Below are 22715 nucleotides of genomic sequence, written 5' to 3' on the forward strand. Positions count from 1 at the left end.
AGCGAAGAATTCTCCTGTACGCAGATAGAGACTACCTGTATCTGCCAAGCTTTAAGTCGGTGCCGTCATACCAAAATATATTAGATTGGAAGTTGGCTTATGCGCAAGTTTCTTGGCTATTTTTTTATCATCATGCTCATTCCTTTGCTTACGCTCTTGATTCTTCTATCATATCGAGAATGGACTTCCGCCGAGAGCTTCCACAAGCTGCTTGATACGAAAATTTCCGGCGATGGGATTAAATTGCCTCAAACCAGCTTCATGAGAGCAGCGGACGGCACCGTCATTTCTGAAATTTCAGGTCTTCAAAAAAGGAAATATATTTCTGATCAAGAAATTCCCTCATTTCTGAAGGACCTCTTTGTCACGATTGAAGACAGGCATTTCTATCAGCATGCCGGAATAGACGCTGTAGCCATCAGCCGGGCCATCGTTGTAAACTCCCAGAGTGACTCGATTGAACAAGGCGGCAGCACGATCACCCAACAGCTGGCCAGGAATGTATATCTTTCACAGGAAAAAACCTATAACCGAAAACTGACTGAACTTCTCTATTCCTATCAGCTGGAAAGGACTCTGTCTAAACCTGAAATCTTAGAATTGTATATTAATGCCATATACTATCACAACGGAAATTACGGGATCGAGTCAGCGGCTCAATTTTACTTTAGTAAGCCTGCGAAAAACCTTTCGAAGGCGCAACTTGCTTTTCTCGCGGCCATTCCAAACAACCCGAATTTGTATAATCCTTTGAAAAACTACGACGCTACCAAGAAACGGCAGGAACGGATTCTTTCCCAGATGGTAGAAACAAAAAAACTGACAAAAGAAGAATTTACGCAAATTGTCAATGAACCGATTGTGTTAAATGTCAGGAAACAAAATGACTTGCACCCAGATTATTCAGACTATGTGAAAAGGGAGCTTAGAAGCCTGGTCGCTCATTCTGAAGGAATGAGGGAAAGATTGAACGATCCCGATGCAAAAATTCGAGAAAAGGCTGCAGCTGAGCTTGATAAGAAGGTAACTGACTTGTTGGAATCGGGTATTACCATACACTCGGCTCTAGATACCGGGATACAGAGTCGTGCGAAACACGCGGTACAAAACCGCTTATCCTCCACCTCCGTTGAAGGTGCTGCAGTTGTCATACAGCATCATACGCACGAGCTTGTCTCTTTGATTGGGGGAACGGATTATAAAAAAAATTCTTTCAATCGGGCCTATCAAGCGTATCGCCAGCCGGGGTCGGCTATTAAACCATTATTGGTCTATGCCCCTTATATTGAAGAAACGAACGCAAGTGTCCTGGAGGGTGTCAGCGGGGCACGCTATTGCAAAAATGGATATTGCCCCAAAAATTACGACGGTAGTGTGTATGGAACAGTGACCATCAAAAAGGCATTTGCCAATTCATATAACACACCTGCCCTTAGGCTTTTTGAAAAAACGGGCATAAGAAAGAGCTTTAGCTATTTAGACAAGTTTCAATTTAGTCAAGTAAACGAACTGGATCACCATCTTTCTGCAGCAATTGGCGGGTTTACAAATACGATCAGTCCGCTCGAACTGACCAATGCCTTTACATCCTTTAAAGATGGCACCTATCTCCCTGCCCATGCCATCCGCAAAGTGACAAGCAAGGATGGAAAAGTGCTATATCAATGGAACGATAAACCGCAAACGGTATGGAAGCCAGAAACCGTAAAGAAAATGAGAGAACTGCTGCATGAAGTAACATTAAACGGCACAGCCAGAAGTGCCTACTTTCCCACAGAATACATTGGCGGTAAGACGGGCACGACAAATGATGTTAAGGATATGTGGTTCGTAGGGCTCACAAGTGACTATACAACGGGCGTATGGATTGGAAAGGACAAACCAGCTAGCATCGAGCATATTCAGCATACCTATCCGAACTTATCAATCTGGAAAGATATTAATAAAGATTTTAACTAAAGGCTCTGTTAAACGATAATGTTGTTTTTGGGAAGGGAATCTGCGAGACTCCTCGAAAATGCATACGCATTTTCTCGTGCGGTGTCTATTCAAGGATGATGATTCAACGTCCTGCGGAAAAACGGGCTGGCAAGACCCCGCAGCGAGGTACAAGTGAGGAGGCTTGCCAGTTCGTCCGCGGAAAGCGAGTAGATTCCATGACCATTTGAAAATCAACAATGGAATTTAACAGAGCCTAATTAAAAAAGCGGGAGGTCATTTTGATAGACTATCAAAATGACCTCCCGCTTTTCTTTGCTATAACGGCAAACTTGCCATCATGCTGTTGTAAAGCCTGATGGACGAATAAGCCACAACCAAAACAAGCGCCAACCAAATGAAAGTATCAAAGAAGATTAATCCAATCAACCCTGAAGTCGTCAAGCTCGGGCTTATTTTATACACGAGATAAATAAAAGCAATGACGGTCGTCCCTAAAAAAATAGCCGCCAAACCCAAAATCGAATTCACGCTGACCAAAGAAACCACTCCGCCAATAAAATAAATCATCGCACCCATCCGGATATTCTTTAAATCGTCCCCGTCCGAGTCCTTGGAGAAAAATAACAGAGAGAGTTCGATTATCGTATCGGAAATCAGCTTAAGGGCAGAGAACAGCATAAAACAAATCAGAAACATGACAATTAATAAGGAAAGCTTGATCCCCGTCTCGGATACAAATTCAAGCATTCCATCGTATATTCCAATATTCTTCAGCAAAATCAGAACTTTCATCTGCCCATATATCGCAAACGAAAGACTGAAAAGAACAATCGCAATCAACGGAAAATAACCAATCAAATATGTATTTTTCATTCTGTGTCTCCATCTCTATATCTAGTTCTCTTCCATTATGCAAAAATATCCATCAATGTACAATGGTCTTTTGAATTTGGACGGCAAAAGAGACAGCGACCGCTTCATTCTATCAAAACTGATGCCTACCCACCGCCATGGATTCGCACAGGATATCATCATTCCCTTCGCCATTCTCCAAGAGGGAGTTTATAGATAATTTTTTTTGGCGGATTTCGACCGGTTTCTACCTATTTAATAACTCGGGTTCTGTTTGCCGGCCAGGTAAACTGTATGCAATGCAGCAGCCTGAAAATTAGTTTATAATTTGCTTTATAGAAACTTTCTTATTTTTTTATATTATCTACAGATACTAAGGAAACATTTCGATAATTTTAAAAAACATGTACACCTTTACATATTATAAACGTACATTTTTAGCTATTCTCTAAGGAGGCTTACTCATGTCTTTACTTCACTGGGCCATCTTTTCCCCTTTTTTGGCCGCGCTTTTTGTGCCGCTTTTGTTTAAGCATTTCAGAAGTATTCACACCGGATGGTTTGTACTTATTGTACCCACCCTGCTGTTTACATACTTTTTTCAGTCTATTCCCAAGACGAGCAACGGGGAAATCCTGTCGGAAAGCCTGGCCTGGATCCCCTCGCTGAAAGTAAATATTGATGTATACCTGGATGGTCTAAGTCTTTTATTCGCTCTTCTGATCACGGGCATTGGGTCTCTAGTCATATTGTATTCCATTTTTTATCTGGATAAGACCAAAGAAAAACTTCACAGCTTTTACGTGTACCTTCTCATATTCATGGGTGCCATGCTTGGTTTGGTACTATCCGATAATCTCATTGTGCTGTATATGTTCTGGGAATTCACCAGTTTTTCTTCCTTCCTTTTGATCGGTTATTGGCATCATCGGGAGCGTTCCCGCTACGGTGCCCAAAAATCGATGCTGATCACCGTTTTGGGCGGGCTTAGTATGCTTGGGGGAGCTGTGCTGTTGGCTTTCATGGGTGAAACCTTCAGCGTGCGTGAGCTTATTGGCAAGAGTGGAGAATTGACGGCCCATCCAGTATTTAACGCCACCATCCTGCTTATACTGCTTGGGGCTTTCACAAAATCCGCACAATTTCCGTTCCATATCTGGCTACCCGATGCAATGGAGGCTCCTACACCCGTCAGTGCTTATCTTCATTCGGCTACCATGGTAAAGGCAGGGATCTATCTTGTTGCAAGGTTGAGTCCTGTGTTTGCCGAGTCTGGCTTATGGCTCTGGCTTATCGCCGGTTTTGGGATCCTTACTTTATTCTGGGGGTCGTTTTCTGCCGTAAAGCAAACCGACTTAAAAGCGATACTCGCCTATTCGACGATCAGCCAGCTTGGAATGATCATGTCATTATTGGGGCTTGGTGCAGCCGCCCTCCACTATGAAAACATGAATGAAAATATATATATGGCCGCAACTGTCGCAGCCGTGTTTCATTTGATTAACCATGCTACCTTTAAGGGGAGCCTGTTCATGGCCGCAGGTATCATTGACCATGAAACCGGGACACGCGATATCCGGAAGCTGGGCGGGCTGATGAATTTTATGCCGATCACCTTCACGATTACTTTAATCGGTGCGCTGTCAATGGCAGGTGTACCCCCTTTTAACGGGTTTTTAAGCAAGGAAATGTTCTTTGCGGCTATGATCCTTGTAACGGAAATGGATTTATTTAATCTGGACACATGGGGTGTGTTGCTTCCGGTTATCGCCTGGACGGGCAGTATTTTTACATTCATCTACAGCTTGATTATTGCCTTTAAGCCATTTACAGGAGTTTTTCGGCCGGAAATGCTGGAGAAAAAACCACATGAAGCGCCGATTGGTATGTTGATACCTCCTGTTATCCTGGCTTCATTGGTGATAATATTCGGCCTTTTCCCAAACCTGCTGGCTTCAAGCATCATCGAACCCGTCGTTGCGGCGATCCAACCCGGGCTGGCGAAAAATGAATTCCATGTTCACATCTCACCTTGGCATGGCTTTGAGCCAGAGTTATTCATGACCATCGGGGTTATCATTTTTGGGGTGCTTCTTTACCTCACATTGGACAAATGGAATAAAATCTACGGAATATTGCCGGATCGATTTTCTTTGAACCGCTTCTATGATGCCCTTATTAAAGGAGTCGAAAAAGTCTCCCTCTCGATAACAAAGCTGTTTATGACAGGCTATATCCGAACCTATCTTGTTTATATTTTTCTCTTTTTTATCCTTTCACTCGGATTTACGCTCTTCTGGAAAGATGCCTTTGCTTTTGATAGTGAAAACACTGCAGCCATCGGGATCTATGAACTGATTCTGGCAACGATCATCGCTGTTGGTGCCATTGCGATTCTTTTTGCAAAGTCCAGGTTAACCTCAATCATCATCCTTGGGGCGGTAGGCTATATGGTATCCATTTTCTTTGTGTTATTTAGGGCCCCTGACCTTGCGCTTACCCAGCTGGTGATCGAGACGATATCCGTTGCTCTATTTCTGCTTTGCTTTTATCATTTGCCGAAGCTACCGAGCAGGAAGGAAGAGCGGATGACCTTCAAACTGAATAACGCACTTATCTCTATCGGTGTTGGTGTCATAGTTGCTTTAATCGCCTTATCATCGCACAGTAACAAATTGTTTGACTCCATTTCCGGCTACTATGTGGAGAACGCGTATAAGGAGGCGGGAGGGAAGAATATTGTTAACGTCATTCTCGTAGATTTCCGCGGTCTTGATACCATGTTTGAAATAACTGTGTTAGGAATTGCAGCCCTTGGCATATTTGCGATGATTAAATTAAGGCTGACGAAGGAGGATGATGACGGATGAAAACGAATGATCTGATCCTACAAACCGTTACAAAAGTGGCATCCCCTGTTATCTTCCTTTTTTCCATCTATATATTTTTCGGGGGACACTACTCACCCGGGGGAGGATTCGTAGGCGGATTGCTGGCTTCGGGAGCCATCGTTTTGCTGCTCCTGTCCTATGATATAAAAACGGTGGCAAATATCTTGCCAATTGATTACAAGCTGGTGGTGGCTATCGGACTTCTGATTGCAGCATTAACCGGGACCGGAGCGCTGATCTTTGATGCTCCGTTTATGACCCATGCCTATCAGTATTTTGATTTGCCTATAATCGGTCACACGTCATTACATACAGCCGTTCTGTTTGATTTAGGTGTATATCTTGTGGTTATTGGCGTGACGATGACCATTATTCAAACGATTGGGGAGAGTGAATAATGGAAGTATTAATGGCAGTTGTTATTGGGATTTTGTTCATGAGCGCAACGTACTTGATGCTTTCGAAAAGCATATTGCGCATTATTATTGGTACCGGATTACTGAGCCATGGCGCCCATTTGCTTATTTTAACGATGGGCGGATTGAAGCATGGGACGGCGGTTCCACTGCTCGGGGAACAGGCTGAATCTTATGTCGATCCTTTGCCGCAGGCGCTGATTTTAACGGCAATCGTAATCAGCTTTGGGGTTACTTCCTTCTTTCTTGTCCTCGCTTACAGGACATACCAAGAGCTGGGAACGGACAATATGGATCAATTGAGGGGAAAAGAAGCTAATGAATAATATCGTTTTCCTGCCTGTTTTGCTGCCGTTCTTAACAGGCATCATCCTGATTTTCTTTTCAAAAAAGATACAAACACAGCGGATCCTGTCCCTGCTTTCTGTAATTCTTGGAATCGTGATTTCCATCGTCCTGGTTTTGAATGTGCATCATCAAGGGATTATGGCACTCGAAGTAAGCAGCTGGGAGGCGCCGTTTGGAATTGCCATGGTGGCGGACATGCTATCGAGCCTGCTTGTGGTTACAACAAGCATCGTAGGATTTGCGATTATGATTTATTCGTTTTATTCGATCGGTATTGAAAGAGAAAAATTCTTTTATTATCCGGTCTTTCAATTCCTGCTCGTTGGCATTAACGGGGCCTTTCTGACCGGGGATATCTTTAATCTGTTCGTATTCTTTGAAGTAATGCTGATGGCTTCATATGTCCTGCTCGTATTGGGCGGCACAAAGCCACAGCTTAGGGAATCGTTGAAGTATATTCTTGTGAATGTCATTTCGTCAGCACTTTTTGTCATTACCGTTGCCTATCTTTATTCCGTCGTGGGCACGCTGAATATGGCGGATATCAGCAGAAGGATTGCCGAAGCAGGACAGCCGGGCATCATTACAGTTATTGCTGTTTCCTTTTTGATTGTATTCGGCTTGAAAGGAGCGATTTTCCCGTTGTTTTATTGGCTGCCGGGTTCCTATTACGTTCCGCCCATCCCGGTGATTGCTCTCTTCGGAGCACTGCTGACCAAGGTCGGTCTCTATTCGATTATGCGCACCTATACGTTGCTTTTCTACCATGATCAGGGCTATACACACGAACTTCTTGGGATCCTTGCCATCGCAACGATTATCGTTGGTGTCATCGGGGCGGTTGGCTATTGGGATCTAAAGAAAATCATTATCTATAATATCGTGATTGCTGTGGGGGTTATCGCGTTCGGAATCTCTTTAATGAATGAACAAGGGTTGTCTGGTTCGATCTTTTATATGATTCATGACATCATCATCAAAGCAGCTTTATTTCTTTTGATCGGGGTCATGATTAAGATAACGGGCACGAGCAACCTGCGTGAAATCAGCGGGTTGATCAATTCCTATCCTTTCCTCGGCTGGACATTTTTTATCGCCGCCCTTTCGCTTGCCGGCATCCCGCCATTTTCCGGATTTACCGGTAAGCTGTTACTGCTGCGAGGAGCTGTAAGTGGAGGGGAATATGTTGGTTTTGCGGTGATTCTTCTTTCCAGTTTAATGATGCTCTACTCCGTCATGAAAATTTTCATCAATGGCTTTTGGGGCCCCCCATCCCCCTCCCGGCCACGTGCATACGCGGATGCCGAACGTGTGCCTGTCAAACGGCTTTTGTTTCCGTCTGCTCTTCTAGTTGCTGTATCGATTGTCTACGGTGTTGGCGCGGAGGCGGTCTACCCATTCATTTCCCAGGCAACGGAGACGCTAATGCAGCCCGACATTTATATCAATGCGGTTTTAAAGGAGTAATTTTATGGCCTTTCAAATATTGTTGAACGTGTTCCTTGCGTTTATATGGATGTTTTTAAAAAATGAATATAGCGGGAACACCTTTTTAATCGGTTATTTCTTTGGTCTGCTGATTATCTTGGGCATCCGAAGGTTTTTCGGCAGCAGGTTCTATTTACTGCGTGTCTTTGCGGTTGTGAAACTGATCCTGATTTTCACCAGGGAGCTGATTCTTTCCAATATTTCAGTGCTAAAGGTCATTCTCAGACCAAAGCTGGATATCCGGCCGGGCATCTTTGCCCTTGAGACGGAACTGGAGAAGGATTGGGAGATCACCATTCTCGCAAACCTGATCACGTTAACACCGGGTACTCTCGTAGTGGATGTTTCTCCCGACAATAAAACGCTCTATATCCATGCCATGGATATCGCTGATAAAGAAGAAGCAATCCAGGATATTAAAGGTTCGTTCGAAAAAGCGATTATGGAGGTGAGCAAGTAATGTTTGAGATTGTTTTGCAGATTTCCCTGCTTTGTGTCTCCATCTCCATGCTCGGCCTCCTCTACAGGTTAATTAAAGGTCCCACCGTTCCTGACAGAGTCGTGGCCTTAGACGCAATGGGCATAAACCTAATTGCGATTATGGCGCTAACTTCCATGCTCCTGGATACAACCGCTTACCTGGAAGGCATTCTTTTATTAGGGATCCTTTCGTTTATCGGAACTGTTGCGTTCTCGAAATTCATAGAGAAAGGGGAAGTAATCGAAAATGACCGAGATCTTTAAATTCATTTCAGGAGCATTTATTTTACTGGGCGCTTTCTTATCGCTCGTATCGGCATTCGGCATCATCAGGCTTCCAGACGTCTATACACGAAACCACGCGGCCTCGAAAACGTCAACCTTGGGAATTATGTCGCTGCTGACCGGCACATTTATCTTTTTCTTTGTGGAACATGGCCATTTTAATTCGAGAATTTTACTTGGCATATTTTTTATCTTCATGACCGCTCCGGTTGCCGGCCACCTAATCAGCCGGGCTGCCTATAATACGGACGTTAAGCTATGGGATCAGAGCGTTGAGGATGACTTGAAGGAGAGCCGGGACCGGGTGTCCACTCCTCCTACTAAAGAAGATTGAGGGGATTTGGAGGAAGAATTGGAAATTCTTCTTCCTATTCTTCATTCCTTTTAATGAGGACAAAATAAATCTAAACCGACTTTTTGGTTATATTCTTTAGGAGAAATGACAAGGGCTGGCCTTCTTCCGGCTTGCTCATGGCCAGATTGCGGCGTGAATCGCAGCCAAACCAAGTCACCGCGTGTGCGAATATACGGCGCCACCATTCTTCACTCCCCTGTTGATTACCCGTAGGCACTTCCTTATGCAGATTGTCCGATGTGACCTGAGACAATAAATGATCAGGGTTCGCCGTTTAGGTCGAATAGCTATTTGATCGCCTTCAATATGGAAATATAGAAGTAATGATAGAACCTAGGGCTTTCTTAGTGTACACCGGATGATAGTGTGGTTCATGTTTACATTGGGATGATGCCTTGGTTCTTTACCTTCCCCCTACTCTTTTAGCAGCTACTTTAGCATCTTTTTTAGATCTAAACCTAATCTGTTGCTGAGCTACATTCTAAGAGTTTCAAAGAAGGCCAACTCAAAAGTCACTTTAAGTGTTTTTGAAACTGCCCCTTGTCGAACTTAAATATATTTATTTGTTACATATACAATATCTTCTTCAAGATTGGCTAATTTTGAAACAAAACTCTCTCCATCTATTTTCACTTTCTTTAAAATCGGTAAATTCTCTACACCATAGACATCAGTATACATATGAAAATGAAAGGACAAACTATAACCTTCACTAATTAGTAATCTAAAAAGAGAGGCTAAAAACGGCAAATACTGCGACATCTTTTTATTATTACTAGTTTTTTTAAAAAAGTCGCAAGAGCACATACCGTTTGTTACAGTATAAACATAGCTATATTTGCCGGAAAATATATGAATAGAGTTTCCCTCAGATACTCTTTCGATCAAAATATTTTTTAACTCTAAATTATCTATTACCTGTTCCGATATTTCTTTATCTAATCCAATGGTGATTATATAACACACCTATGCAGCCTCCCTTAATAAAACGAATGTCCTCCTGATCGTTTTCAATTGTAATAGGGAATCAGCTTATATTTATATGTTTTAATTTATATATAGAGAAAAACAAACAAAAAAAGAGGGGAAAGTCCCCGCTATAATTACTTATTTTCTGTAATGATAAAGTTTCTCAGGTTTTTTGCAATTAATCGAGTATCTCCACTTTCATGTTCCCAGATATAGATTGGCTCCATCATTTGTTTATCCTGATTTTTAAAGCAAAGATGATTTCCACTTCCATCTTCCCCAATAATAATGTAATCATATTCATTTGAATATACTTGTTTATGGTTTGCTCTTACTATATCATCAAATGTTTTTTTTAGATTTTTTGGATCCTTTATGGGATAAAAAATCCACTCTCCTATCTCAGGTTTATTCGTAAGCATTACCAGTTCTCGATATTGAATAGGAAACGAGGTTCCTAATTGCTTTTCTGTTTCACATATTGCATCTGAAGTAACTCCTGGCTTGCTCGATTGTATCAAATCCAATAGGTCTTGCACACCTGCTCCTCCCTCTTTAAACTAAAGGAATTCAAGACTCAAAAATTTCTTTTTTTTCTTCTTTAGTCATACCCGTAAAGAATACTTTATGAACTCTTAGTTCTCTTGTTTTTTTTAGTATTCCTTTTTCTATCCATGTTGTAGCCAGCGGTATATGTTCTGGAAACGAGTTGACTTTAATTAGAAATTCCTCATATGGAGTTAAATCCATTTCTTCATCCTTTAGGCTACTATGTAAACTTGCAGCGTCTAACAATGCTAACTGCTTAGCTGTAATCGGTTCTTTTAATGTCTTAACGACACCATATCGAGATGGGATCCGTTTACCTGTTACAGAAACAAAGAAGTGATGTTCTTTTGGTAAACGGCCCTTCATCTTATCGTTAGCACCTGCAAGATATAAATAATCACCTTTATCTGCGTAGCACTTTAATGAAGCATCTCCAATTCCCACAAGCATTTTAGTGTACTTATTCATTACCTCATCTCCGCTTTCTTCCATAACCATCATGTTGATGTTGAGTTCTATGATTTCTTACATTTTGAAGTACGATATAAGTATATCCGTAACTTTTTTTGCTTCATAACCCTATCCAAAGATTTCACAATGCACTACGGATGCAACTAAGCATCTTTCTTAATGGATATTACCGCAAGGGTACAGCGGGATACGCTTATCAATTTGTCCTCTTCGTCACGGATTTTTATATCCCATACCATCGTCGTTTTGCCTTGATGCAGGATATTTCCTTCCGCCGTCACTACGCCATTTCTTTTTCCGCGGATATGATTGGCGTTTATTTCAAGTCCTACGACCGCTTCCCTCTCTTTATCAACCAATTCAAAGCCCCCGATGCTCGCCACTGTCTCTGCAAGAGCCACAGAAGCTCCTCCATGAAGCAAACCGAATGGCTGCCAGGTCCTTTCATCGACCGGCATCGTAGCGATAACTTTGCCCTCCCCCAGCTCTTTAATTTCTATTCCTAATGTGTTCATTAATGTTTTTTCCAGGTTCATATCAGTTCTCCTCATTCTCTTTTTTTAAAATGGTTCGTCATATTCCCCCTAAAACCCTTTTTTTCTTAAGATTTTTTCCACAAGAAGACAGTAAAAAACCGAAGCTTACAAAAAGCTTCGATGATTTATTACTCTTTTTCTTCCGCCAATCTCTCAACTAAAAGTGCAAGGGTCCTTACCATGACACCTGTGGCTCCTGCTGACCCTAAATCCGAAGCGCTGCTTGTTGTGGAAGTACCTGCAATGTCCAAATGCACCCATGGCGTATTTTCAGCGAATTCTCCGATAAACGCTCCACCCATGATCGCATGGCCCGCGCTTCCCGGTGAGTTGTTCAAATCGGCTATCTTGCTTCCGCGTACGCGTTCTTTGTCTTTCTCCGTAATCGGAAGACGCCACACCGGTTCCCCGGCTTCAAAGGAAGCTTCCAAAACCTGTTCAAAGAATTCCTCATTGTTAGTCATCGCGCCGGTCATATCATTCCCTAACGCTGTGATGACACCGCCTGTCAATGTAGCCACATCGACCAAGTAATTGGCTCCATGTTGCTTCGCATATGTAACGGCATCAGCGAGGACAAGTCGTCCCTCTGCATCGGTGTTCAGCACTTCAATTGTTTTCCCGCTCATCGAAATGATCACATCATCCGGCTTGAACGCGCTTCCGCTGATCATGTTATCGGTAGAAGGAATAACAGCGACCACATTTTGTTCCGGTTTTAATTCCCCGATGATTTCCATGGCGCCCAAAACGGATGCCGCGCCTCCCATATCCGTTTTCATGCCGACGAGGCCGGCTTTGGTTTTAATCGAGTATCCTCCCGTATCGAAGGTAACTCCTTTACCGACAAGACCGATAACGTCCTTCCACTCTTCCTTGCCTTGATATTTCAGAACGATCATTTTTGGAGCCTCTGTTGATCCTTGGTTAACCGCTAGCATGGCTCCCATGCCAAGCTTAAGCATTTCTTCTTTTTCAAGGATTTCCGCTTCAAAACCATAGCGTTCAGAAAGTTTTAGTGCATAATTGGCGAGATCGGTAGCTGTAAGCAGATTACCGGGAATGTTCACCAAATCTCTCGCCGAATTTGTCGCCTTTCCGAATACATGGCCTACCGTTAAGGATGCTGAGATCTCCTCTTCATCGGCTTCGCTATAGACCGTGATAGCCTCAATTGCTTTATCGACCTCATTTGATTTTTGCTTATAACCCGCAAATTCATAGGTGGAAAGTGCTAAAGCCTCGCCGAAAGCATGGGCCGTGTCTAACGCATCCACATTTGCTGTCGTGAATGTATCCAGTGCCAGGGACACGTTTGTGAATTTGGAGCCTTTCAAGGATTTAACAGCCTTACCAAATGCTTCTCTCAGACTTTCAAAGGTCAGTTCTTTTTCCTTTCCTAATCCTACGAAAATCAATCTTTTTGCTCCAAGACGCCCGAGGGTATGTACTTTGGCTACTGCTTTCTTTTTGGAAGAAATCTCTCCTTCCTTTACCAACTCCGTCAACTGACCGTCTAGCTTTTCATCTGCAGCCTGTGCCACGCCTTCCAGCTTGACCGGTTTATCAAATACGCCCAGCAGGAGACATTCCTGTTTATCATCTAAGTTAATGTTCTTTTGAACAGTAAACATTGTTCTACCTCCAAACTTTTCTCTCATACATTATATCGAAGTTACCACCAATTATGAAATTTCACCTCATCTGAAACCTCATAAGTAAAAAAGATTTTTCCTGATTTACGTTTAGTGTGTATCCATTTAGTTTAAAGACAATATATCTATGGAATCAGAGGCGTAATCAGAATAGATTATGGAAAAACTATTCAAATATCTGTAATCTCCTTTACAATGAAGAATAACAGTGGAAAGTAGGTTGGTCGCATGGAAATGTTTTTGAACTTCTCTTTAGTCGCATCCTTGACAGCGATTTTTTTCGCTCAATTCGTTAAGGTGCCGATTCAATATATTGCCCTTAGAAAGTTGGATTGGTCGCTGCTCACCTCCACCGGAGGAATGCCGAGCTCCCACTCTGCTGCGGTGACTGCACTCGCAACAGCAGTGGGACTGGAAGCCGGGATGACCTCGCCTGTATTCGCGGTTGCTTTGATATTTGCTATCATTACGATGTTCGATGCCACAGGGGTAAGGCGTCAGGCGGGTGAACAGGCTGCGGTATTGAATAAGCTTGTTACGGACTTCAATGTATTTGTCTCGGAAGCAAAGAAATGGCAAAATAAAGAAGAAGGCCAAAAGCAAAGAAAGCTAAAAGAGCTGCTTGGCCATAAGCCGATTGAAGTATTTTTTGGCGGGTTGACAGGAATCTTTATCGCACTTGTTCTTCATTTTTTTATTTTTAAAGGGTAGGTGAATCTATGTGAGGATTATCTCAATATGTCCCAGCAATACCGAACTTTGCGCCTATCTGGGTATCGAAGATCTACTGATCGCAGTTGATGATTATTCTGACTGGCCCGAAATGGTCGCCAGCCTTCCTAAATTAGGCCCGGATTTATCGATCAACATAGACCGGGTTGAAGAACTGCAGCCAGACTTGGTGCTAGCTTCCTTGAGCGTGCCAGGGATGGAAAAAAACATCAAACAGCTGGAGGAAAGAAATATTCCCCATATCGTCCTAAACCCGCAGTCTCTTGACGATATAGCCAATGATTTAAAGATAGTAGGGGAAGCTGTAGGAAAAAGACAACAGGCTGTAAAAAAGGCGGAAGAGTTTTTAGATATCATCGCACAATTTAAAAAGGTTTCCGCTACTATTCCAAACAAGCCTTCTCTTTATTGGGAATGGTGGCCGAATCCGTTATTTAGCCCCGGAGGCATTAACTGGCTGACTGAAATAAGCCGGCTAGCGGGGGCTTATAACCTCTTGGAAGATATTGAGCTTGCAAGCGTACAGATGTCAGCCGAAGAGATCATCAAACGCAATCCCGACTTTATTTGCCTCGCATGGGTTGGCGTTCCCGAAGAAAAAGTCAGGCCCGCGCTGGTAAAAAAACGCAAGGGCTGGGATGAGATGGATGCCGTTAAAAATGACAAAATCCTCATTCTCGAAGAACCTCTATACTGCCGGCCATCCCCTCGCCTGATCGAAGGCTTGACTAAACTTGCGAAAACTCTTCATCCAGAAAAATATAAGGCGTTAGAAATAATACACTTATAAGCAACACCATAAAACCTTGCCCCGAAATTGGAGCAAGGTTTTTGCTGGTAAATAAGTATTAGCCTTTTCAGCTGGGAAATAGACTAAATAAGTTGAATTTATAAATTTATAGCTGCCCGCCAATATATTTCGGCTTATGCAGTTGGAGCTTAGATGAGCCAAAAAGCAACAATATTATTTATCAATCTGTAATTCTTTAGTTCCACTTATATAGAAATGAAGGCTATTATTTTTTCGCCTTCCTGGTATATTGCTGGCGGAAAACCTGCATGTCTTTATCTTCATTCAAAGCGGTCAGTTCTTGCTCGGATAATTCCCCGTTTCCTTTCTTCATTATATATACGTCTAATGTCTTTTTTCCCCAATGATTATATACTTCATCGACGGTATCATAATAAAGATCCAGCTTGTTTCCTTTTATGGCTCCGCCTTTATCTGCAACGACTCCAAAACCATAATCCGGGATGAAGAGGATCGTCCCCACCGGAAATACAGTTAAGTCCGCCGCAACGGTAGAATACAAATCCCGTTTCACTTTTACGCCCGAATAGGTGATTCCATAAGAAGGGCTATCTGGATTCTTTCCAGTAGATTCATACCCTGCTGTATAACCGGTTGCCACAACATTATGCTTGGGATACTCGGAAAAGTCCACGGATTCCTCAATTGTCTTCGGTCCCGTGACCGAAGTCAACGTATCACTCCTGTTTTCGACCTGCAATGAACCAAGATTAACGTTCCGGCCTCCATTTACAGGTGGTTCCTTCTTAAAAGAATCATATCTTTCTGTCAAATACATACTAGCGTCGACTCCGGTAATGTGAACGAATGTAGTATGAAGTGCCAATAAAAATAACAATATAATAGCGACCCTTTTACATATTTTTTTCATATAAAGTTTTTCACTCCTCACAAGAATATTATTTTCCCAAAAAACAGAGAAGTATTCCTAATGGGAACAAATTTTTTTTTTAGAATAACGGTTAATCCAGGAAAAAAGCGAAAAAAAAGGCTTGCACATGACGTGCAGCCTGGCTTTCCTCTAAAACATCCGGTATCCCATTTTTCGTAACAATTTAATGACAATTCCAGCTAAAATTGCACCAGCAAGTCCGCTTAGCAAGATGATAATATCCGCAGTATGTAAAGCTGCGAATTTCTCCCCAAGCTGTCCAAAAGAATCACCCGGATTCCTGAAATACTCAATTAATTTCACTTTATTAACGATTGAAATGGCTACTAAAGGAAATATAAAAACCATAATCCAGGAAGATCGAAAAAGCATATTCAGCAAAAAGCCGATTCCAAAGAATAAAACAAAAAATAAAAGCACGGATATAAGTAATATAGGTATAGACATCTGTACTAGCCCCTCCCTAAGAAGCATCATTACTAGTGTACTTAATGAGGAGGGGCTCGTCAATATCGTATGCTTTAACCCTTTTCTCTTTAATTATCTTGTTTTTTTCCGCTTCCTCCGCAGCAGGAGCAGGTTTCTGAGCCACCAAGAAGTAGCTGGAAATAACCTTTTCCCGAACAATAGTCGCATTCATTATTTTTAGATATCATAAAAATCACCTTTCGAATAAAAGTTTTAATTTTCTGATAATATATCAAGAATGCTCAAAAATAGAAAATCCCATAATCGTTTATGTAAGCGAATACATATATCATTTTCTCTTATTAGCTTTATTTTTATCTAATTTACTGAAAATTACAAATATTTTCGATATGCCATATACCCAAACAGGTTCCTCGGATTCAGACCGTTAAAAAAGGGTCTGCATGCCTTCTTCTTATAGGAGAACGGTTGATCGAGCTTCAGTGAGCCTGTTCTTTCTCGCCCTATTATTCAATATAACTGAATCAATTTCATAAATTTCACCCTAAGAGCCCCAATGGTTCTGAGACGCAAAAAAAGGAGTACCTCCCCAAAATATAGGCTGTGTTAGTACTCACTCTTGATTTCCAAACCGGTTGATTGGAGCGGATACGGCGACCCCTGCGGGAAAAGCGTGGCCAGGTGAGACCCCGCAGGAGCGAAGCGACGAGGAGGCTCACGGACCGCCCGCGGAAAGCGTCCGCCTGTAGCGAAAATCAACAGCCCCATTCAACAGGTACAAACTCGACATCGTTACGTTCATTTATAATGCTTCATTTGTATCCATGCTCAGTTAAGTTAACAAAATATACGCTGTGTTAGTACTCACTCCTGATTTCCAAACGGGTTGATCGGAGTGGATACGGCGACTCCTGCGGGAAAAGCGTGGCCAGGTGAGACCCCGCAGGAGCGAAGCGACGAGGAGGCTCGCGGACCGCCCGCGGAAAGCGCCCGCCTGTAGCGGAAATCAACAGCCCCATTCAACAGGTATAAACTTAAGAAAATTTTTGAGTACCTAATATTCAGTTGGTCTGTGTTTCTTTATAAAAAGGAATTATGAAATTGATTCAACTTAGTAAACACTCATTCGGATAAAATAAAAAACTGCCAAGGAATAATCCCCGGCAGTCGTTCCTGATTAAATACTATAGAATATTGAACTTCCCTTTTTTGATAACCATTGAAGGTCCGCCAATCATATAAAGAGCGCGGTTATCGATCATTTTCTTCATGAATGAAGCCTTCTTCCCGGTCATTTTCTTGCCAAATGCGACACCGATGGCATCGTCTTCTCCAAGTGAGCAAACAGTACCTTTAATATCAGGTGTGAAAGTTTCCAGATTTTCCTCGTTACGCACTAAAGCTGTAAGGTTCTTCGCAACGACTTCTCCTTGTTGCATCGCGATTTGTGCAGTAGGCGGATATGGACGGTTGATTTCTTCGTTGATGATCAAGCTGCAATCCCCAATAATAAAGATATTATCATGTCCTGGTGCTCGGAGATCAGGATTGACTTTGACACGGCCGCGCATAGCCTCGATGCCGGAAGCCTCGATGATCGAATTACCGCGGACGCCCGCAGCCCATACAACGGTACCGGCTTTAATTTCTTCCACTTCATTTTCACCTTTGGCCACGATGATTCCTTCAGGTGTACAGCCCTTGATGGCAGTGCCGATTCTAAACTCAACACCTTTTTTCTCAAGATGAGAAACAGCATAGCTTACAAGTTCAGGATCAAAGCCCGGTAACGCGCTTGGGGCTGCTTCAACACAGATGACACGTACTTTATGGAAATCGACATCATATTGTTTGCAAAGCTCGGGAATACGGTTCGCTAATTCACCAAGAAATTCAATCCCTGTGAAGCCTGCACCGCCGACAACAATTGTCAAACGCTCATCTTTCTTTATTTCTTCAGTATTATAAGTAGCAAATTGGTATTCAATATGGCCACGGATTTGACGCGCAGAGTTTAGGTTGGAAATGGAGTATGCATACTCTTTCATCCCCTCAATTCCAAATGTTTCTGATTCCCCACCAAGAGCCACTACAAGGTAATCATAAGAAACTTCGCCGTTTCCAAGCTTAACGATCTTTTCAGCCGGTTTAATTTCCAGCGCAGTATCTTGAATGAAATCAATTTTGCTTTTGTCAATGACGCTGCGAATATCGTAGCGAACTTGATCAGGTTGCAGCGTGCCTGCAGAAGCTTCATGCAGCCAAGTTGTTTCATAATGGTAATCATTCTTGTTCACTAATACGACTTCAGCTTCGTTTACTCCTATAGACTTTTGCAAGCGCGTTGCAGTCATTAGACCACCGTAACCTGCACCCAGAATAACTATTTTCGGCTTTCTCACGTTATCAATTCCACCTTTACAATTTTTGTTGCTTTCCATAATTATATGTTTTCACAACTGGACAAACTTCATTATAAAAAGCTAAAAGTACTGAATGTGAATTACTTCACGAATAAATCTAAAAAAAGTCATAAAATCTTAACAAAATAATGTCTAAATAAATATTATTCCTTTTTATCCTCTTTTTCAAGACTGAAAACGCTTTTCCAAGTAAAAAATCATGTTTACAACCATTTATTTGTTAAATAAACGTTAAGTAGAAAGTAACGAAAATTGATGTAATTATCATCTGTTAGCATCAAAAGATACTATTTGAATATTCTTAAGAATGAATTATTTTTCACAATATCTCTGTTTTTCCATGCCTTTTTTCTTTAGTCGACAGCAATTTATGCTATTATATTAAATAAACAATTTTTACTTGAGGAGGATTACATTGAAGGAGAACGAAAAGGTATACGATATTACGATCATAGGCGGAGGCCCAACTGGCTTATTCACTGCATTTTATGGTGGAATGAGGCAGGCATCCGTTAAGATTATCGAAAGTCTTCCACAGCTAGGTGGACAATTATCTGCGCTCTATCCGGAAAAGTACATATATGATGTAGCAGGCTTTCCGAAAGTCAGGGCACAGGAGCTGGTTAACAACCTGAAAGAACAAATGGCAAAATTTGAACAGACGATTGCTCTTGAGCAGGCTGTTGAAAAACTGGAAAAGCAAGCAGACGGCATTTTTAAGCTTACGACTGATAAAGAAATTCACTATACAAAAACCGTCATTATCACTGCAGGCAACGGTGCATTCCAGCCTCGCCGCATTGAATTGGAAGAAGCCCATCAATATGAAGGAAAGAATCTGCATTACTTTATCGATGATTTGAATAAATTCTCAGGCCAAAAGGTCGTTGTCTTCGGCGGTGGAGACTCAGCGGTTGACTGGGCGTTGATGCTTGAACCGATTGCGGAAAAAGTGACGATTGTGCACCGCCGCGATAAATTCCGCGCACATGAACACAGTGTCGAAAATCTTAAAAATTCCAAGGTGGAAATAAAAACCCCCTATGTCCCGGCTGAAGTCATTGGCGAGGGCAATGAAATAAAACAGGTCGTTTTGGAAGGCGCTAACGGGGAGGAAAAAGAAATACTCGATGTGGACGCAGTTATTGTTAACTACGGTTTCGTTTCTTCACTCGGCCCGATTAAAGAGTGGGACCTTGAAATTCAGAAGAACTCCATTGTGGTGAATTCTAAAATGGAAACAAATATCCCGGGCATCTATGCTGCAGGCGATATCTGCACGTACGATGGGAAGGCAAAGTTAATCGCAACCGGTTTCGGTGAAGCGCCAACTGCCGTCAATAACGCGAAGCAATATATCGACCCTAAAGCGCGCGTCCAACCCCTGCACAGTACTTCCATGTTTTAATGTTCATTTAAAAAGGCCTGCTAAGCCGTATATGCAGGCCTTTTTTTGTTTACTAAAAACAACAGCGGGTACAAACACTATAGTGGTGATAAGGCATGTATAACAAAAACCTTGCATACCAAAAGCAACGTGAAAGGATGATATATTTTGAACATTTTAATAGCAGGGGCAAACGGAAAAACAGGCAAAATCCTTGTCGATCTTTTAGCGCAAAATGGACATACCGTTAAGGCAATGATTCGAAAGGAAGAACAATCTGAAAAAATGAAAGAACTGGGGGCAGTGCCGGTACTGGCAGACCTTGAAAAAGACACTAACCATGCCTTTAAAGATATCGATGCCGTCATTTTCGCTGCAGGATCAGGCTCAAAAACCGGACCCGAAAAAACAATCGACGTTGACAGAAATGGAGCGATTAGACTGATTGATACTGCGAAGAAAAACGATGTCAATCATTTTGTCATGCTCAGTTCCATGGGTGCCGACCATCCGGAGCAAGGCGTCAAGGAAATGCAGCCCTATTTCCAGGCAAAACACGACGCTGACGAGCACTTGCTAAGTAGTGGTTTAGCATTTACAATCGTCCGCCCTGGATTTCTGACAGATGGTGAACCGACCGGTGAAATCATCGCCCAGACAAAGCTGGAAAATAATAAGGGGGAAATTACCAGAGGAGATGTTGCCAAGGTCCTGGTTGAGTCCCTAATGCTGGAATCGACAAAAAACAAAACGTTTGAAATATTAAACGGCAATGTTCCCATAGAAGAAGCTTTAAATCATTTATAAGATAGTTGTATTGTATAAAAAAACAGGGAGGCCCCTGACATTTGCGCCGGGTCTCCCTGTTTTATCTGGTTATTAACAATTCTCCGGTGTACCGGCATTTACCGCTGTACGGAATGACGATCCGCAACCGCACGAGGCAATCGCGTTTGGATTATCAATCGTGAATCCGCCGCCCATCATGGACTGCTTAAGAATGTTGATATATAAAGGTTTATTTGTATTTTTGAGGGTTATAAATTGCAAGCATGGTTGTTAATTGCAAGCCAACTCGATTGTTAATGTCGTTAACCTAAGAATACCCAAATCCTTTACACATTTCAAGTAATAGCCGCACCATACCTAATGACTAATTAAAATATATTGATTCTTTTCCTACACTATAATAATAAGTCTTGAATTTTTTAAAATGCTCTAATTTTTCTTCCAACTTTTTTGTCTCTTCACCTGTAAGTGACCCAAGAGGTAACTCCCAATTTATTAATGATAGAGAATCGTTCACAAGTTCACGGGTAACTTCAAAAATTCTGTGTGCAAATGTACGTAAATCAAATAATTTTCCTTCATTAATTTTTGAATTAAACCCCCAGAAATTAGATTCCTTTATACTTAAACTTTCAAAAAGGTCTGGTGACTCATGTGGCAAAAATAATAAATTTGGTAATTTCTTGTCGGATGTAGAATAACCCATTCCTTGAATAAAAGTTCTATGTTGTAAAGAGTGCCTAATTTGGTAAATAATATTGATTTTTTTCTGGGTTACCTCATCTAATAAAAAGGCATACAGTTTAGGATTGAACACAGATAACTTCTTTATAAAATCAGTATTTTTTTTCTTCAATGGAACTTGAATAGAAATTTTCTGCGGATTTATTTCAAATTTGTAAAAGTCTTTAATAATCCAAGCTATTCCATCAAACGCACCTGTTACCAACATAATCATATAACCTAGATGATAAAGACATTCATCCAATGTATCATTGTTTGGGTTTTTTAGTGAATGAAAATCTATTTTATCTAATGCCTTGGATATTAAATACAACCTCTGATGTAAACTTCCAAAATTCGAGGGATGAATGGAAATTTCTTCATTTGAAATTGAATCCCATTTGATACTTGATTCAATAAGTCGTGGAAAATTAATTCTGACTCTATATGAGTAATATGTCTCTTCACCATAAATTCTACTATTTGGACGGTCATAAAAAATACCGTAATAAACTAAAAGTATTCGTAGTTCCTGTAAAAGTTCGTTAATAGTTATCTTTTTAGCATTTATACTGTTTCTTTCATAAAACTCATCATCCTTACTCATTACAAAGTAATCTGGATTAATGTGTGCTATTGCTTGTGAATCCAATACTCTAACCTTACTTTCTCCAACATACACTGCTCCCCACTTTGATAAATTACCATTTAAAATCCCTTTTTCTTTCCCGTTATACTTCAGTGCAACTTTTTCTTGAGAATACTTTGTATCTATATATGAACTGAATTCAATGTTTTCCTTTTGGAATAATGCTATTAAATGATTATTCGCTTCTCTCACAGGTAAAAATAACAAGGAAACAAAAGGAAGCTTAGAAATGTCAATAAGTTTCCTTACAGATTTAGATAATTGTTCATAATGTTCACTAAAATATTCTGTATGAACTACTATTACAATTGGATTGTTTCCAGAGGGTATTCCTCTATCAAATGGATTCTTTTGTATTTCATTCTTGTACATACCGTAACCCCTTAAATGTTTTAATCCGCTCCAACAAAAAATGTGGAAATAGACATTAATTCACTAAGTAATGTTGAGTTCCCTTTAATTTTATATTATCAATATGCACTTTTTATATGATGTTGTCGAGTTGTTCGATTTGTCTCGGCAACTTTTGAATTTTTGGGATGTGGAGATGAGGCAACCTATCCCATCTCCCGTCCATAACCCCCATGAAAATGTTGAATTCATCCCCCCATACCGATAGGAAATGAAAAAGAGACTCTTGGAGA

At 41.4% G+C, this 22715-nt stretch carries 23 protein-coding genes and 3 pseudogenes; 12 read left to right on the plus strand and 14 right to left on the minus strand.

Going from position 1 to position 22715, the window contains the following annotated elements; genetic code table 11:
• The first annotated feature begins 99 nt into the window (after positions 1–99).
• Complete coding sequence (locus tag LQ216_RS04155) at positions 100–1959, plus strand: transglycosylase domain-containing protein (RefSeq protein WP_230126995.1); 1860 nt, start codon at positions 100–102, stop codon at positions 1957–1959.
• 297 nt (positions 1960–2256) lie between these two features.
• On the opposite strand, the gene LQ216_RS04160 is transcribed toward LQ216_RS04155, so the two are convergent.
• Entirely contained in the window at positions 2257–2814 is a 558-nt protein-coding gene (locus LQ216_RS04160) for a DUF5366 family protein (RefSeq protein WP_230126997.1), read from the minus strand.
• 443 nt (positions 2815–3257) lie between these two features.
• On the opposite strand from LQ216_RS04160, the gene LQ216_RS04165 reads away from it, so the two are divergent.
• The 7 genes from LQ216_RS04165 to mnhG are packed head-to-tail and all read left to right on the plus strand — an operon-like array spanning position 3258 to position 9035.
• Positions 3258–5663 carry a Na+/H+ antiporter subunit A gene (locus LQ216_RS04165; RefSeq protein ID WP_230126999.1) on the plus strand — a complete coding sequence of 802 codons (2406 nt, stop codon included), beginning with the start codon at positions 3258–3260 and terminating at the stop codon, positions 5661–5663.
• Positions 5660–6082 (plus strand): Na(+)/H(+) antiporter subunit B, encoded by a 423-nt coding sequence (locus LQ216_RS04170; protein ID WP_230127001.1) that lies wholly within the window; start codon positions 5660–5662, stop codon positions 6080–6082. The genes LQ216_RS04165 and LQ216_RS04170 overlap by 4 nt, the downstream gene beginning before the upstream one ends.
• Positions 6082–6426 (plus strand): Na(+)/H(+) antiporter subunit C, encoded by a 345-nt coding sequence (locus tag LQ216_RS04175; RefSeq protein WP_230127003.1) that lies wholly within the window; start codon positions 6082–6084, stop codon positions 6424–6426. Before LQ216_RS04170 ends, LQ216_RS04175 begins: the two co-directional genes overlap by 1 nt.
• The gene (locus LQ216_RS04180; protein ID WP_230127005.1) at positions 6419–7915 is read left to right on the plus strand and encodes a Na+/H+ antiporter subunit D; all 1497 of its coding nucleotides are present in this window, start codon (positions 6419–6421) and stop codon (positions 7913–7915) included. The genes LQ216_RS04175 and LQ216_RS04180 overlap by 8 nt, the downstream gene beginning before the upstream one ends.
• A 4-nt stretch (positions 7916–7919) precedes the next feature.
• Entirely contained in the window at positions 7920–8396 is a 477-nt protein-coding gene (locus LQ216_RS04185) for a Na+/H+ antiporter subunit E (RefSeq protein ID WP_230127007.1), read from the plus strand.
• Positions 8396–8680, plus strand: coding sequence for a Na(+)/H(+) antiporter subunit F1 (locus LQ216_RS04190; RefSeq protein WP_117306851.1), 285 nt, complete (start codon positions 8396–8398; stop codon positions 8678–8680). The genes LQ216_RS04185 and LQ216_RS04190 overlap by 1 nt, the downstream gene beginning before the upstream one ends.
• A complete protein-coding gene (gene mnhG, locus LQ216_RS04195) occupies positions 8664–9035 on the plus strand; it encodes a monovalent cation/H(+) antiporter subunit G (protein WP_230127009.1) in 372 nt (123 codons plus the stop codon). The genes LQ216_RS04190 and mnhG overlap by 17 nt, the downstream gene beginning before the upstream one ends.
• Positions 9036–9091: 56 nt before the next feature.
• Here the strand turns inward: mnhG and LQ216_RS04200 are convergent.
• The 7 genes and pseudogenes from LQ216_RS04200 to LQ216_RS04225 all read right to left on the minus strand — a co-directional run.
• Positions 9092–9241 (minus strand): annotated as a pseudogene (locus tag LQ216_RS04200) (type II toxin-antitoxin system PemK/MazF family toxin); the annotation flags it as partial.
• A 364-nt stretch (positions 9242–9605) separates the two neighbouring features.
• Positions 9606–10022 (minus strand): hypothetical protein, encoded by a 417-nt coding sequence (locus LQ216_RS04205; protein WP_230127011.1) that lies wholly within the window; start codon positions 10020–10022, stop codon positions 9606–9608.
• Positions 10023–10159: 137 nt separating this feature from the next.
• The gene (locus LQ216_RS04210; RefSeq protein ID WP_230127013.1) at positions 10160–10564 is read right to left on the minus strand and encodes an SMI1/KNR4 family protein; all 405 of its coding nucleotides are present in this window, start codon (positions 10562–10564) and stop codon (positions 10160–10162) included.
• Positions 10565–10595: 31 nt separating this feature from the next.
• Complete coding sequence (locus tag LQ216_RS04215; protein WP_230127015.1) at positions 10596–11042, minus strand: hypothetical protein; 447 nt, start codon at positions 11040–11042, stop codon at positions 10596–10598.
• 4 nt (positions 11043–11046) lie between these two features.
• Positions 11047–11133, minus strand: a pseudogene (locus tag LQ216_RS20460) (hypothetical protein); the annotation flags it as partial.
• 55 nt (positions 11134–11188) lie between these two features.
• A complete protein-coding gene (locus LQ216_RS04220) occupies positions 11189–11581 on the minus strand; it encodes a hotdog fold thioesterase (protein ID WP_230127017.1) in 393 nt (130 codons plus the stop codon).
• Positions 11582–11709: 128 nt separating this feature from the next.
• Complete coding sequence (locus LQ216_RS04225) at positions 11710–13215, minus strand: leucyl aminopeptidase (protein WP_230127019.1); 1506 nt, start codon at positions 13213–13215, stop codon at positions 11710–11712.
• 249 nt (positions 13216–13464) lie between these two features.
• On the opposite strand from LQ216_RS04225, the gene LQ216_RS04230 reads away from it, so the two are divergent.
• Both LQ216_RS04230 and LQ216_RS04235 read left to right on the plus strand, forming a co-directional pair.
• Positions 13465–13947 (plus strand): divergent PAP2 family protein, encoded by a 483-nt coding sequence (locus LQ216_RS04230; RefSeq protein ID WP_230127021.1) that lies wholly within the window; start codon positions 13465–13467, stop codon positions 13945–13947.
• 10 nt (positions 13948–13957) lie between these two features.
• Positions 13958–14758 carry a cobalamin-binding protein gene (locus LQ216_RS04235; protein WP_230127023.1) on the plus strand — a complete coding sequence of 267 codons (801 nt, stop codon included), beginning with the start codon at positions 13958–13960 and terminating at the stop codon, positions 14756–14758.
• Between the two features lie 226 nt (positions 14759–14984).
• Here LQ216_RS04235 and LQ216_RS04240 read toward each other — a convergent pair whose 3' ends face one another.
• The 4 genes from LQ216_RS04240 to LQ216_RS04255 form a co-directional block, all read right to left on the minus strand.
• Positions 14985–15650 carry a 3D domain-containing protein gene (locus LQ216_RS04240; protein ID WP_230127025.1) on the minus strand — a complete coding sequence of 222 codons (666 nt, stop codon included), beginning with the start codon at positions 15648–15650 and terminating at the stop codon, positions 14985–14987.
• A 150-nt stretch (positions 15651–15800) separates the two neighbouring features.
• Complete coding sequence (locus LQ216_RS04245; RefSeq protein ID WP_230127027.1) at positions 15801–16118, minus strand: YuiB family protein; 318 nt, start codon at positions 16116–16118, stop codon at positions 15801–15803.
• 89 nt (positions 16119–16207) lie between these two features.
• The gene (locus tag LQ216_RS04250) at positions 16208–16327 is read right to left on the minus strand and encodes a YuiA family protein (protein ID WP_230127029.1); all 120 of its coding nucleotides are present in this window, start codon (positions 16325–16327) and stop codon (positions 16208–16210) included.
• Between the two features lie 957 nt (positions 16328–17284).
• Positions 17285–18502 (minus strand): NAD(P)/FAD-dependent oxidoreductase, encoded by a 1218-nt coding sequence (locus LQ216_RS04255; RefSeq protein ID WP_230127031.1) that lies wholly within the window; start codon positions 18500–18502, stop codon positions 17285–17287.
• Positions 18503–18938: 436 nt separating this feature from the next.
• On the opposite strand from LQ216_RS04255, the gene LQ216_RS04260 reads away from it, so the two are divergent.
• Both LQ216_RS04260 and LQ216_RS04265 read left to right on the plus strand, forming a co-directional pair.
• Positions 18939–19931 (plus strand): NAD(P)/FAD-dependent oxidoreductase, encoded by a 993-nt coding sequence (locus tag LQ216_RS04260; protein ID WP_230127033.1) that lies wholly within the window; start codon positions 18939–18941, stop codon positions 19929–19931.
• A gap of 147 nt (positions 19932–20078) precedes the next feature.
• A complete protein-coding gene (locus tag LQ216_RS04265; protein ID WP_230127035.1) occupies positions 20079–20717 on the plus strand; it encodes an SDR family oxidoreductase in 639 nt (212 codons plus the stop codon).
• Positions 20718–20789: 72 nt separating this feature from the next.
• Here LQ216_RS04265 and LQ216_RS04270 read toward each other — a convergent pair.
• Both LQ216_RS04270 and LQ216_RS04275 read right to left on the minus strand, forming a co-directional pair.
• Positions 20790–20906: pseudogene (locus LQ216_RS04270) on the minus strand (iron-sulfur cluster assembly accessory protein); the annotation flags it as partial.
• 157 nt (positions 20907–21063) lie between these two features.
• Positions 21064–22443 carry a hypothetical protein gene (locus LQ216_RS04275; RefSeq protein WP_230127037.1) on the minus strand — a complete coding sequence of 460 codons (1380 nt, stop codon included), beginning with the start codon at positions 22441–22443 and terminating at the stop codon, positions 21064–21066.
• Positions 22444–22715: the final 272 nt, after the last annotated feature.

This window comes from Bacillus sp. CECT 9360, from assembly GCF_918741275.1.
Lineage (GTDB): Bacteria > Bacillota > Bacilli > Bacillales > DSM-1321 > Peribacillus.

Bases quoted from the DNA above. Each gene is read 5' to 3' on its own strand.
- LQ216_RS04175 (WP_230127003.1), top strand. From the start codon at position 6,082: ATGGAAGTATTAATGGCAGTTGTTATTGGGATTTTGTTCATGAGCGCA.
- LQ216_RS04170 (WP_230127001.1), top strand. From the start codon at position 5,660: ATGAAAACGAATGATCTGATCCTACAAACCGTTACAAAAGTGGCATCC.
- LQ216_RS04190 (WP_117306851.1), top strand. From the start codon at position 8,396: ATGTTTGAGATTGTTTTGCAGATTTCCCTGCTTTGTGTCTCCATCTCC.
- LQ216_RS04275 (WP_230127037.1), bottom strand. From the start codon at position 22,443: ATGTACAAGAATGAAATACAAAAGAATCCATTTGATAGAGGAATACCC.
- mnhG (WP_230127009.1), top strand. From the start codon at position 8,664: ATGACCGAGATCTTTAAATTCATTTCAGGAGCATTTATTTTACTGGGC.
- LQ216_RS04160 (WP_230126997.1), bottom strand. From the start codon at position 2,814: ATGAAAAATACATATTTGATTGGTTATTTTCCGTTGATTGCGATTGTT.
- LQ216_RS04250 (WP_230127029.1), bottom strand. From the start codon at position 16,327: ATGATATCTAAAAATAATGAATGCGACTATTGTTCGGGAAAAGGTTAT.
- LQ216_RS04230 (WP_230127021.1), top strand. From the start codon at position 13,465: ATGGAAATGTTTTTGAACTTCTCTTTAGTCGCATCCTTGACAGCGATT.
- LQ216_RS04245 (WP_230127027.1), bottom strand. From the start codon at position 16,118: ATGTCTATACCTATATTACTTATATCCGTGCTTTTATTTTTTGTTTTA.
- LQ216_RS04185 (WP_230127007.1), top strand. From the start codon at position 7,920: ATGGCCTTTCAAATATTGTTGAACGTGTTCCTTGCGTTTATATGGATG.
- LQ216_RS04215 (WP_230127015.1), bottom strand. From the start codon at position 11,042: ATGAATAAGTACACTAAAATGCTTGTGGGAATTGGAGATGCTTCATTA.
- LQ216_RS04165 (WP_230126999.1), top strand. From the start codon at position 3,258: ATGTCTTTACTTCACTGGGCCATCTTTTCCCCTTTTTTGGCCGCGCTT.
- LQ216_RS04240 (WP_230127025.1), bottom strand. From the start codon at position 15,650: ATGAAAAAAATATGTAAAAGGGTCGCTATTATATTGTTATTTTTATTG.
- LQ216_RS04155 (WP_230126995.1), top strand. From the start codon at position 100: ATGCGCAAGTTTCTTGGCTATTTTTTTATCATCATGCTCATTCCTTTG.
- LQ216_RS04180 (WP_230127005.1), top strand. From the start codon at position 6,419: ATGAATAATATCGTTTTCCTGCCTGTTTTGCTGCCGTTCTTAACAGGC.
- LQ216_RS04225 (WP_230127019.1), bottom strand. From the start codon at position 13,215: ATGTTTACTGTTCAAAAGAACATTAACTTAGATGATAAACAGGAATGT.
- LQ216_RS04220 (WP_230127017.1), bottom strand. From the start codon at position 11,581: ATGAACCTGGAAAAAACATTAATGAACACATTAGGAATAGAAATTAAA.